This is a genomic window from Alkalicoccobacillus porphyridii (genome assembly GCF_007293315.1).
In the GTDB taxonomy this organism is placed as follows: Bacteria; Bacillota; Bacilli; order Bacillales; family Bacillaceae_D; genus Alkalicoccobacillus; species Alkalicoccobacillus porphyridii.
Map to the genome: position 1 here is coordinate 116203 of NZ_VLXZ01000004.1, position 12301 is coordinate 128503.

Here is a 12301-nt window from a genome sequence, read left to right on the forward strand (position 1 = left end):
ATACGGTTCATGGAACACGAGACTGAAGTGGATTTTGAATGGACAAAAGCCGAAAAAGAACGATTTGATGTCATCAATCAAAAGCAAACAGATAAACAATTCCAAATTGCATTTTGTGGACATTTCTCTGCAGGTAAATCAACAATCATTAATGAATTTATAGGTGCAGAACTTCTTCCTACAAGTCCTATTCCCACAAGTGCAAATATTATCTCCATCCGTTATGGGGATTTAGCTATCACCGTCCACTCACCCGTTGGAGAAAAAGAACATTGGATTGGTAGCATTCCATGGGATCAAGTATCCGAATGGGGAAGAGATGGAACAGGAATTAAAGAGATTTCGATCTATGCTCCTCTATCGTTTTTACAGCATGATGCTGCCCTATACGATACACCAGGTGTGGATTCAACCGATCCCAGTCATCAATCAATTACTTTGGAAGCGCTCTATGGGATGGATTTGATTGTGTATGTCATGGATTATAATCATGTGCAATCGGAGACCAATTTATATTTTTTAAAACAGCTGAGCGAAGAAAAGAAGCCTCTCTTTATCATCATTAATCAGGTAGATAAACATGATGAGACGGAGCTTGCCTTCACGGAATTTGATGAGTCTGTACAGGCTGTTTTTGAGCAATGGAATATTCAATTTGTAAACCTACTATACACGAGCATGAAACAAAAAGATCACGCGCTTAATCAATTCTCGCAATTTGAGGCTAAGCTTAAAGCGATTATGCATAAAGGTAGAGACTTGGCTGAGCATTCGGTGACGCGTTTGAAGCAAGGCTTTTATTTAAGCCAAGCAGCAAGATTACTTGAAGAAAAAGAAGAAGAAGTGGAAGAGCTTGTTGATGTGATGAGAGAGCAGGGGCTACACGAGTCTCAGCTTACAAAACAAGAGGAGCTTATGCAAGAACAGGCTCAGCTTCAACAGGCAAAGCAAACCTTTATTGAAACGTTTGAGAAAGAATGGGAGTCATTATTTAAACAGGTGACGATCTTCCCAGCTACAACAACAGACTTAGCTAGAAGCTGGCTTGAGTCGATGGAGCCGTCCTTTAAGATGGGGATATTGTTCTCAAAAAAGAAAACAGAAGAAGAGCGTACCGTCCGTTTACATAAGCTGATTCAAGAGACTCAGGATAAAGTGAACCGTCAGTTAGTATTTCATCTTCAGCAATCAATCGATCAAATTGAAAGGCATACCTTAACCAATACGGAAGAGGTTGATGAGAAGATTAAACATCTTTCGTTTCAAGTAACAGCTGACTTTTTTAGCGAACATGTGAAGAGTGGACCAAAAAATCGTGAATATGTTTATACTTTTACTAAGGAACGAACCACTGCTATCATTCGCAAATTGAGAGAAAGAGCCTATGATGTGCTGCATAGCTTAGCAAAGGGTCAAGAGCAGCATTGGTATAAGCAGCTGGAGCAGGTAAATGTGCAATTAGATGGATTAGAAGAGGTGCAAGCTTATGCTGATCAGCTTCATCACATTCAACAGAAATACAATCAACTAATGAGGGAACGTAAGGCAAAAGCAGATTCCTTTAAAGATGGTGGTTTATTCGATGAGAAGTTAGCCGCCGCTCAATTAGAATCGTTTACCTCCTCACAAGAGCCAATTCAGTGGGAACCACAATTAACTAAGACTGAAGAAATGGAACCTACCGAGCCCTCTGTTTCAGAGAATCTACTTATTGAAGTGCCTAGCTTAGATAAAAGCTGGATTGATCCATTAAAGAAAAGGGTTCAGGCATTTGCAGAGAATAAAGTCTTACAGCACGAGCGCACTCAGCTGATTAACCGCATGACTAGAGTGCAAAATCAAAGCTTCGTCATTTCACTATTTGGGGCATTTAGTGCAGGAAAATCAAGTTTCGCTAATGCGCTATTAGGAGAGCAGGTATTGCCTGTTTCTCCGCACCCAACAACGGCAACGATTAGCACCGTAATGAGGTCAGATTCAGAAAATGCAAATGGTACTGCTCGCGTGCAAGTGAAATCAACTGAAGATATAGCTGAAGAAATTCGAGTCGTGGCTTCGAAGCTTGATGTAGATGTAACATTAGAAAGCCTACATCAGTGGAAGAGGCAAGCGGAACAAAATATGACTGGCTGGCAAAAAAACTATACAGACTATTTAGCCACATTACAGCAAAGCTTAAATGAAACAGAGTGGCAGCTAGGACAAACATTTGCTGTGACTCATGCTGATTTACAAGATCTTGTGGCTAAGGAGCAAGCGGCATGCCTCATACACTCAGTAACGGTTTATCAGGACAGCGATTTAACAACTAAAGGCTTAATCTTAGTTGATACACCTGGTGTTAACTCCATTCATGGTCGCCATACGAATGTGGCATTTAATCAGCTAAGAAAATCCGATGCCATTTTTTATGTGACCTATTATAATCATGCATTTTCAAAAAGTGATCAGCTTTTTCTTGAGCAAATTGGTAAAATCAATGAATCGTTTGAGCATGACAAGTTATATTATCTAATCAATGCCTCAGACCTAGCTAGTACGTCACAAGAGTTACAGGGCGTAAAAACGCATGTGATAAATCAGCTACATTCGCTGGGGATTAAAAACCCAAGACTATTCGCCGTATCAAGTAAAGAAGGGCTTTTAGCCAAACAACAAAACAAAGTTGACGAGTATGGGTTCTCCTTATTTGAACAGTATCTTTACGAGCAGATCGTTCAGCAATTAGAAACATTAAGTATACAGCTACTTGCAGCTGAAAAAGAACGGTATGTATCTAAAATTGTAGAAAGCCTAGATTATGCACAAAAAGAAAAGCATGAACAACAACAAGCACGTGAACAGCTCTTAAAGGATGTTGAAAGATGGAAGATAGAGATTCAGTCTTCCAGTACACAATCAATCGAAAGAAAAATGAAGCAGGAAGCGACTGAGCTATTTTTATATTTAAGAGAGCGAACCGGCTATCGAATGAGAGATGATTTCTCAGAACATATAAACGTAGCAACCATTCGTGGAAAAGGAAAAAAAGAGAAACGGTCTTCTCTTGAGGCGGCTATCATAGAATGGGCACAGGAAGCAGAATATTTCTTAGAACAAGAGTGTAAAGCTACTCACATCCGTTTAGATGAAGCCATGAATCGAGCTGCTAGGAAGTGGCTAGAAACGTGGGAGAAAAAAATACAGCAGGAACGCCATTCATTTTATGTGCAGGTAGATACAAAAGTTTCGGAGACAGACAATCATGTGCCTGAATGTCAATTAACGATTAACCCAAAAGACTATACGTCTTTTTATGCAAACGACAAAGCCTTTTTTGAGGGTCAGGAAATTCGTGTTCTAAAGGAAAAGTTGATTCATGATGGAGCAGAAGTCGCCTCCGTCATTCTTTTAAAAGAAGAAGAATTAACAATGACTCACATATACTCATCGATGACTCGAATAGAGCGTCAGATAAAAGACGAATTGGTTCAGGTGTTAGAGCGTGAAATAGATCAGCTCGATATGCTAACCAATGAAAAAACAATGATTATACTGCAGAAAGAACTAGAAGAGATTCAAGAAAAATAAGTTATAGTACCGAACGATAGGGGAATACAACCCCAAAAAACAAAGTGCCTCTGAGACATTAATACTCAGAGGCACTTTGTTTTGATATATGTTAGCTCTTATTCTTCATCATCATCATCTGGATCTTCAGGGGTAGTTGGATCTGGTGTAGACTCATCATTATCTCCGGAGCCATTTCCTTCACCATTGCCATCTCCAGGGTTTGATCCATTGTTAGGATTGCCTTCACCATTACCGTTGCCATTACCGTTGCCATTGCCGTTATCGTTATCGTTACCATTACCGGATTGATCTTCACCTTCATCACCAGATCCATTATCTGGTGACCCATTTTCACCATCGTCAGGACTATCTTGATCAGGCTGTTCTTCATCACCGGATCCCTCGTCTTGAGTTGGCTCTTCTTCCTCTTCTTCCTCCTCTTCATTACCTGGGATGGTAACAGAGGTGGTAGCAGGTGAGCTGCGTAAGTCAGAATCTTCATCTGAAACAGCTGTCACCGAGAATTGATAGGTTGATCCTGGTGAGATATTACTGTAAATGGCTTGTTGATCTGAGGTCGTTTCAATGGTTTGGCTTCCGCCGCCATCAACGGAAACCTGAACCTCAAATGATACATCTACATCAACGGAGCCTGGATAGTTCCAACTCACGATAATTTGTTCAGATGATTCATCGTACGAAGCTTGAAGACCAGTTGGGCTTGGAAGCTCATCCAGCTCTTCTTCCTCTTCTTCATAGGCTTCTGATTCTTCTGTTGGTTCTGCACCACGTACAAACAGTTCAGTGACAATTTCACTTTGTGGTGTGCCAGCACTTGGCAGCTTTTCAGTGCCTCGCTCAACGCGACGTTCAACTACTGAATCTGGTTGTACAAAGTCCGGTGTATCAACACCAGCTGACACTTCTTCCATCACTGCTTTAAAGATGTGCTGTGCAATGCGGTTTTCAGCGTTGTCGCGGTTGATGTAGTTTCCTTCTTTATCCGTTCTATCATAGCCAGTCCAAACAGCGGCTGTATAGTTCGTTGTATATCCAGCAAACCATGAGTCAGGAGAACCACTACTTGGAACATTGTATTGAGTTCTATGTTCTTGAGTGAAGTTTGTTGTTCCTGTTTTACCGGCTACTGGTAAACCTGAGATATTCGCCTGTTGACCAGTACCTGAAGATACTACAGATTTTAGCATGTCTGTAATCATGTAAGCTGTATAATCTTCCATTGCTTTAACAGATTCAGGTTCTAAATTAATTTCACGATCATCAGCAAATACAATTTTACGAATGGTATATGGCTCAGTATAAGAGCCCCCGTTTCCAAACGCTGCATAAGCTCCAGCTAAATCTTTAGAGGAAATACCTGTATTGAAACCTCCTAGTGCATATGCTTCATAAAAGTCCATATCATCTGGAAGGGATAGTAACTGCTTAGCAAACGGAACAGCTTGGTCCATGCCAACCTCTTGTAACGCTTTAACTGCGGTTACGTTTTGGGAACTAGTTAAAGCAGAGCGCATGGAAATATTACCTTTATACGTACCCCCGAAGTTTCTTACAGGATCTCCACTACTATAAGTGAAATTTTCTTCGTCATTTAAAATGTGAGCAGTTGACCACTGCAAATATTCAATTGCTGGACCATAACTTAAAATTGGTTTGATGGTTGAACCAGGCTGACGGGTACCATCTGTAGCATAGTTAAAGTCGTTACGGTTGTCAGATCGCTCACGACCACTACCAATAGCTTTTATCTGGCCTGTTTGTGTATCCATTAACGTGACAGCTGCTTGAAAATCAGCATTATCAGGATAATTTGCAATAAAATCATCTGTTTTAAGAACATTGTCTACATGGTCCTGAGCGTCTTGATCAAGAGTGGTATAAACCTTTAATCCTGAATTATAAATATCGTTTACAGTAAATTCATCATTTTCTTCGAGTTCTTTTAACACCTCGCTATAAAAAGCGGCGTATGGAGTAGTTGTTTCTGGTTCTGTATAATCAATTTGCTCTTCAATTGGTGTATTACGAGCTTCTTCTGCTTCTTCTGATGTGATTTTACCTTGATCCTCCATCAATCCAATGATGAGATTCCGTCTCGCCTCTGCATTCTCAGGATTTGAGATTGGATCATAATAGCTCGGACGACGCGGAATTCCTGCAAGCAGGGCAGAGTCAGCAATCGTTAATTCCTCTAACGATTTATTAAAATAGGCTTCAGATGCGATTTTTACTCCATATCCTGCGCGCCCTAAATAAATTTGGTTTAAATACATTGTTAGAATTTGTTCTTTAGAATATTGTTGCTCTAGCTTAATGGCTAAATATTGTTCTTGTACTTTACGAGTTAATGCCTTTTCCTGGTTTAAAAATAGGTTTTTGACCAGCTGCTGCGTAATAGTACTTGCGCCTTCTGCACCAAAGCCTTCCGTGATATTTGCACGAACTGCACCAGCAAGTCGGCGTATATCAATACCGAAATGGTCGTAAAAGCGCATATCCTCAACGGAAATAATGGCGTTTTTTAAGTTCTCAGGAAGCTCGTCATAGGAAGCATTAATTCGTTTCTCACCTGTATCAAGCAAAGAAACAAGCTCATCATCCTGATCGTGAATTTGGATAGGTTGTGCAAGCATTAATTTTTCTTCATCTAAAGGAGGGGACTGAGCAATAATCACACCGGCTGTTACTCCTCCTGCGATAATTCCTACAGCTGCTAAAACAACAAGGGTCATAACTATCTTTTTAAATAAACCCTTTTTAGGTCCTTTTTTATTCGCTTTTTGCTCTGTTCTTGCTTTGCGTCGACCTTGTCGAGTATTCATTTGATCCGTCATATCTCGTTCTCCTTTTTAAGTCATGTTCAAGCAAAATAGATGGATTGAACAATCTGTAAGTAATCAAGTCTTGGTGCATATCCAATCGGGACTTGGTATCCATGCGTTTGAATATCCTCTTTACGTAATGATTTACGCTCTTCTTGATTCTCATAATAATTTATTAAAATGGAAGCATCTAATAAAAACACTTCATCGGTGGTAGAAAATCGTAACAATACAAAACAAATGCCTTCTTGTGATCGTACTTGCTTCATATGGTGGATTTGATGATCATGAAAATTTTTAAGAGGGAAGGAGGTTTTGTTTTTAGTTTCCTTAGCCTCAAAGTCAATGTACCGACCTTTAAACACTCCGTTGTAATCAGTCGTTGACGCTTGTTTAAAATAAGCCTCCTTAATAACAGCGGCACTGCGCTTAGGATAGTGAACATCAACTATTTGTACTGGTGTTGGTTTTTTATGAATAACAGCTACTTGATTTTCAAGATAGTATAGATTGGTTTGATTAATATCTTCTTCAAGTGTCATGCCTCGATTACTGTATGTGATGCCTGACTTCGATGACTTTCTGGTGTTGGGAGCCGTCTGTAGTGCAGCATACTTTTTCCCATCCGGATATCGGATTACCATATGACGTTACCCTCCCACAATTCACTGTATGTTTTGGCGTTAGACCGTACAAGCTATTGTAAGGTTCAAACCGTATCATATCATATCACACGAAAAAGTGTATGTAATGAAAACATAAGTTCGTGAAATTTTCGTGAAAGGAGCATAAAAATGTCGATAATATCTCAACAAGATCAATTGACAATGCAGATTAGGAAAAAAACAACAAGTGAGAATATCGACAATATTTCACGTACCGTATTTTATCAACACTTTTTTAAACGACACCCAGAAATAAAATGGTCTTTCTTAGCATCCATGGTTTCTAGAAATGCTGGTTGGAATATGACAGACTTACGTAATGTATGGTTTCAGACGTTATTAGACGAATCTGACCGATTACATTTATTTAATGTATACGAATCAGGTAATTGGACTATCTTTGATGATGCTTGTCCACAATTGTTACTCTATGAACAATCAAAAATAGAAGGGAAGCCACTTTTTCATCTATTAGCAAACTTTAATGTTTCATCCTTTATGATCGAAGAATGGCTCCGATTCTGGCATAAGCGTGACGAAGATCGACTATGCACGGCACTGATCATTAATGAACAGCATGTGCTACAAAAGGCAGTCATTCAAACGAAACTGTACCAAGACCTAATTTCCCAAAAATTGTTTTATAAAATGGAGCAGCTTACTCATTTTAGCTATGTTGTTTTTCCTAGTGATACTGGCTCACTATATACATTATACGTACGACGGTTTCATCTGGTTGCAGAACGTATTAAGTTAGGGAGGAGGCTAGCTTATTTATTGTTTCATCCTAGCGTCTACCCTTATGTATATACGTTTAGTCGCAGACATCCTCACACCGGTTCACGAAATGACTATGCTACATTAACAAATTGGTCCCCTCAGGTAAATAGCTTTCCATTACGTTTGGTATATCCCCGCATTCATCATCCATATCAAAAGAGAGCAGACTGGTATTCTCATCACACAAAAATCGAACAATATTTCGCTCCTATAAAAGAATGGACACCTGTCGCCCGAGACCACTGGATCCAACAAAAGTGGGTCGCAATCTACGCCGCGTATAAGTGTAAGCAATTGCTTAATCCATAAAATTATAAACTTGATGCCCGCCTCTCACCAAGCGGACGAAAATGGAGGGCCGACACCTGCGGGATGAAGAGGAGGCCACTGTAAAAGTCATCTATAAATGAGTTCATGCACCGCTACAGGAGAAACCTACGCTTTCCACGGGAACGGCCTCAGCCCTTGAAGTGGAAGTGTGCCACTTCAATGTCTGTCTGCCGCGTTCTGTTCCGTAGGAGTCTACAGGTACTCCTTCCGCTAACGTTATAACTTAAACAATTGTAGAACATTTGCAGTCTTATAAAGATCGTTTTTCAGTGACCTCGATGAAGAGGTTCATTGAGATAAATCGATGTAGTCGAGTTAGCGCAGGTACCTCCCCGCGGTAAGCGTGCCCCCATTTTCGGGAGCGGCAGCCGAAGAGACAACACATGATCCGTCCACCATTTACAATAAAAAAGCTGAACAATTGAGTGTTCAGCTTGTAGGTAAGAGAGACTTTTACTATTAATTATTCAGCAGGCTTATTTGGCCCACCTAGCTTTTTATCTGTAATCGAAGTGGGATTTACATTTTTGTCTGTCTTTTTGTTTTCTTTATCAGAGCGGTTGCGATTTTCCTTCAATTAAAAACCCTCCTCTCTTGTGTATTTTTCTTAGCGTGCGCAAAAAGCGATGAAGTATGTAGAAAGTCGAATGATTGAAAAACCATACTTTGTTTGCCGAATAGGAACTAGTTTTGTCAGGTGTGCAGGGACTTGTTAGGTACATGCAGAATTTGGGGCATAGGAGCTGGACTACGCCAGCCATTTGAATGCTTAAAAAGGAGGAAGGCAGATGGACGGTACATTAAAAACGAAGGATATTTCGGATCAACTTGGGGTTAATCCAACCACTGTTCAAAGGTGGACAAAGTATTTTGACATTGAATGTAGACAAAACGAGCTAGGACACCACGTATACTCAAAAGAGCAAGCAAGATTATTCATGTTTATTAGTCAGCAATTAAAGTCGGGAAAAAAAATGAAAGAAATTGAGCTTAGTCAGTTGGAGAAATTAAATCAGCCTCTGCCCAAACAGACTCCGGCAATATCAACAAATGAGTATGAACAAAAACTTCATGAAATGATGGATCACCTGAAGGAAATTGATGTGAAATTAGCACAAAAAGCCGACGAGGTTGTAAGCTACCAGTTATTAAAGCACCGTGCAGAAATAGATGACATGACTACTTTATTAAAAAGACTTGAAAATCGTTTAATAAGAATGGAAGCTCAGCAACATGAGCACCAGGAGGATAATGAACTACCTATTGCTTCGGGTGGCGGCGGTCGAAAAAAGTGGAAAACGTTTTTGCATATGTTTACCTTTTAAGTAAGCGATCGCTCTGGTACACTGAGAGCTGGAGGGATTATTATGAAACCGGAACAGTATACGCAGCTTAGGGCGCATACAACACGTTTACTAGAGCTGAACCAATATGCAGAAAATATATATTTAAATGAGACAAGAACAGATGGCTACGAGGTCGATTTTTTTGGAATGGTGAAGCCATTTGCAGACGAGATTAAAGAGCGTTCTGAAGAATGGTTGCCCTTAGCTAATGAATTAGTTGAAGCCAAACTTCCTAAAGACCTTCATCTTAATCAATTAACTCAGACGGTGGATAATCTTGAAGTGGTCGCTATAAAGTCTTTTTATCCTGAAACGGGGCTAAAAAAACAAATCGAAACCTTTAAAGCAGTTGCGTATGTCTTAAAGCAAGTAAGTGATGTGTTAGATGAAGATATCATACAAAAAACGGAACGATCCTAATAAGGTATCGTCCCGTTTTTGTGTATTAATTATTATCTCTAACAGCGTAAAAAGTCATAAGTGCAAGTGTTGCAAAAGAAAAAATAGCTAATACCGTCGCAAACAAGCCCATAGGCTCTGATTCTGCGGCAGTTTCAGATGCTGCTTGAACCGCTTTCAACGGCACTGTTGTTAAAAGCATTACAGCAATTGCTAAAAGGCTTGTCTTCATCCACATGCCATACCCCTCCGTTTCGTCTTTCATGTATCAGTATAAAAAACTATGCGAGGATAATCAAACGAAAATTGAGTAATTTTTCATTTGAGGATAAATCTCTCTCTCGTTTGCTTACCAAACCTATGTCAATATGTTAAACTAATGATATTTACATGTGTTGAAAATAAGACAAGTCACTGTCAGTAATCGTTACGGGCAAGAAGACCGAAAGGATTTAGTAGAATGAGCACCGTTCATCTTGAAGACATTATGATTGCACATCAGCGAATTAAAGATGTTGTAACACATACTCCCCTGCAGTTGGATCAGGTTTTATCTGAGCGGTATGAATGCAATGTGTATCTAAAACGAGAAGACCTTCAAGTCGTACGCTCCTTCAAAATCAGAGGAGCCTTTTATCAAATTTCCAGCCTTTCACAAGAAGAGTTAAGTAAAGGTGTGGTATGCGCAAGCGCAGGTAATCATGCGCAGGGAGTGGCGTACTCCTGTCAAGCCCTTAAGATCAAAGGAAAGATCTTTATGCCAACAACCACGCCGCGCCAAAAAGTAGATCAAGTTAACTTCTTTGGACGTGAATTTGTTGAGGTTATCTTGGTTGGCGATACATTTGACGATTCGTATAATGAGGCCATGGTTTATTGTCAGGACCACGATATGGCTTTTATTCATCCATTTAATCAAGAGAAGATCATAGCAGGCCAAGGAACTGTAGGCATGGAGATTCTTAATGACACAGACACGCCAATCGATTACATCTTTTCTTCCATTGGTGGGGGCGGATTAATTAGTGGAATTAGTACATACATAAAAAGCGTAAGTCCTAGCACAAAGATGATTGGCTGTGAACCTTTGGGAGCAGCGTCCATGAAGGAGTCGCTTAAGGCTGGAGAAGTGGTTGAGCTTGAGCACATTGATAAATTTGTAGACGGGGCAGCGGTCAAACGAGTGGGAGATCTGGCATTTGAAATTTGCAGTGAGACGCTTGATGACATTATTTTGGTTCCTGAAGGCAAGATTTGTACAACCATTCTTGAGCTATACAATCAAAATGCGATCGTGGCAGAACCTGCAGGGGCAATGCCAATAGCTGCGCTGGACTTTTACCGAGATCAAATTAAAGGTAAAACGGTAGTGTGTGTAGTCAGTGGGGGAAATAATGATATTGGAAGGATGGAAGAGATGCGCGAACGCTCATTAATCTATGAAGGGCTTCAGCACTATTTCATGATTCAATTCCCTCAGCGTGCCGGGGCACTAAGAGAGTTTATTCAAGAGGTACTTGGGCCAGAGGATGATATCACTCGATTTGAATATACAAAAAAGAACAACCGCTCAAATGGACCTGTACTGATAGGAATTGAATTAGCCTACAATAAGGATTATGGAAGACTAATCGATAAACTTAAAGAAAAGAATTATGAATATCAAGAGATTAATAAGGATGAGCATTTATTTCACTTGTTAATTTAAGCAAATAGTTCGAACGAATGAGATCGGTGCAGATTGTTAACGGCACCGGTCTTTTTCATCCAACTAGCCCTATGATTTTGGCTGAGGTGCGCTACATGATATACTTGTAGCAAAGCGATATAGAAAGGATTGGATCAGGTTGCGTTTACAGGATAAAAAGATATTGGCCGTTGTAGATGAGGAATTTGAAGATTTGGAGCTTTGGTATCCGATTCTGCGTTTACAGGAAGAAGGAGCCACTGTGGATTTAGTTGGTGATAAAGCCAATCATACGTATGTGGGTAAATATGGAGTACCAGCAACGTCCGTTTATTCGTACGATGACATCGAATCGGATCAATATGATGCCGTTTTAGTACCTGGAGGATGGGCACCAGATAAGCTTAGGCGTTATTCAAAGCTTCTTAGTATTATAAAGGAGATGGACAGGGATCAAAAACCAATCGGTCAAATCTGTCACGCGGGCTGGGTCTTGATTTCTGCTGGGATCCTAAAAGGAAGAACTGTAACAAGTACACCGGGGATTCGGGACGATATGGAGAATGCTGGCGCCACGTGGTTAGATGAGGCTGTTATTGTAGATGGGCACATTGTCTCTAGTCGACGTCCACCTGATTTGCCGCCGTACGCTAAACAATTCGCTGATTTATTAGCGAATGAAAAATGAATTAGTAATGG

General features: G+C 40.2%; 9 protein-coding genes. 6 read left to right on the forward strand and 3 right to left on the reverse strand.

Annotated elements, in window-relative coordinates:
* Nucleotides 1-9 precede the first annotated feature (9 nt).
* Nucleotides 10-3570: a dynamin family protein gene (locus FN960_RS08015; RefSeq protein WP_143848185.1), complete on the forward strand. Its 3561-nt coding sequence runs from the start codon at nt 10-12 to the stop codon at nt 3568-3570.
* 98 nt (nt 3571-3668) lie between these two features.
* Here the strand turns inward: FN960_RS08015 and FN960_RS08020 are convergent, their stop codons facing one another.
* Both FN960_RS08020 and recU read right to left on the reverse strand, forming a co-directional pair.
* Nucleotides 3669-6407 carry a PBP1A family penicillin-binding protein gene (locus tag FN960_RS08020; RefSeq protein ID WP_143848186.1) on the reverse strand — a complete coding sequence of 913 codons (2739 nt, stop codon included), beginning with the start codon at nt 6405-6407 and terminating at the stop codon, nt 3669-3671.
* 26 nt (nt 6408-6433) lie between these two features.
* Complete coding sequence (gene recU, locus FN960_RS08025; protein WP_143848187.1) at nt 6434-7039, reverse strand: Holliday junction resolvase RecU; 606 nt, start codon at nt 7037-7039, stop codon at nt 6434-6436.
* 150 nt (nt 7040-7189) lie between these two features.
* Here recU and FN960_RS08030 point away from each other — a divergent pair, with 150 nt between their 5' ends.
* From FN960_RS08030 to FN960_RS08040, 3 genes are all read left to right on the forward strand, one after another.
* Entirely contained in the window at nt 7190-8149 is a 960-nt protein-coding gene (locus tag FN960_RS08030) for a DUF2515 family protein (protein ID WP_143848188.1), read from the forward strand.
* An 809-nt stretch (nt 8150-8958) separates the two neighbouring features.
* Entirely contained in the window at nt 8959-9495 is a 537-nt protein-coding gene (racA, locus tag FN960_RS08035) for a chromosome-anchoring protein RacA (protein WP_143848189.1), read from the forward strand.
* Between the two features lie 42 nt (nt 9496-9537).
* Complete coding sequence (locus tag FN960_RS08040; RefSeq protein WP_143848190.1) at nt 9538-9936, forward strand: YppE family protein; 399 nt, start codon at nt 9538-9540, stop codon at nt 9934-9936.
* Between the two features lie 25 nt (nt 9937-9961).
* Here FN960_RS08040 and FN960_RS08045 read toward each other — a convergent pair whose 3' ends face one another.
* Nucleotides 9962-10153: a hypothetical protein gene (locus FN960_RS08045; RefSeq protein WP_143848191.1), complete on the reverse strand. Its 192-nt coding sequence runs from the start codon at nt 10151-10153 to the stop codon at nt 9962-9964.
* Nucleotides 10154-10375: 222 nt separating this feature from the next.
* On the opposite strand from FN960_RS08045, the gene ilvA reads away from it, so the two are divergent.
* The gene (gene ilvA, locus FN960_RS08050; protein ID WP_143848192.1) at nt 10376-11623 is read left to right on the forward strand and encodes a threonine ammonia-lyase IlvA; all 1248 of its coding nucleotides are present in this window, start codon (nt 10376-10378) and stop codon (nt 11621-11623) included.
* 139 nt (nt 11624-11762) lie between these two features.
* Complete coding sequence (locus FN960_RS08055) at nt 11763-12290, forward strand: type 1 glutamine amidotransferase domain-containing protein (protein ID WP_143848193.1); 528 nt, start codon at nt 11763-11765, stop codon at nt 12288-12290.
* Nucleotides 12291-12301: the final 11 nt, after the last annotated feature.

Bases quoted from the DNA above. Each gene is read 5' to 3' on its own strand.
- FN960_RS08015 (WP_143848185.1), top strand. From the start codon at position 10: ATGGAACACGAGACTGAAGTGGATTTTGAATGGACAAAAGCCGAAAAA.
- FN960_RS08020 (WP_143848186.1), bottom strand. From the start codon at position 6,407: ATGACGGATCAAATGAATACTCGACAAGGTCGACGCAAAGCAAGAACA.
- recU (WP_143848187.1), bottom strand. From the start codon at position 7,039: ATGGTAATCCGATATCCGGATGGGAAAAAGTATGCTGCACTACAGACG.
- FN960_RS08030 (WP_143848188.1), top strand. From the start codon at position 7,190: ATGTCGATAATATCTCAACAAGATCAATTGACAATGCAGATTAGGAAA.
- racA (WP_143848189.1), top strand. From the start codon at position 8,959: ATGGACGGTACATTAAAAACGAAGGATATTTCGGATCAACTTGGGGTT.
- FN960_RS08040 (WP_143848190.1), top strand. From the start codon at position 9,538: ATGAAACCGGAACAGTATACGCAGCTTAGGGCGCATACAACACGTTTA.
- FN960_RS08045 (WP_143848191.1), bottom strand. From the start codon at position 10,153: ATGTGGATGAAGACAAGCCTTTTAGCAATTGCTGTAATGCTTTTAACA.
- ilvA (WP_143848192.1), top strand. From the start codon at position 10,376: ATGAGCACCGTTCATCTTGAAGACATTATGATTGCACATCAGCGAATT.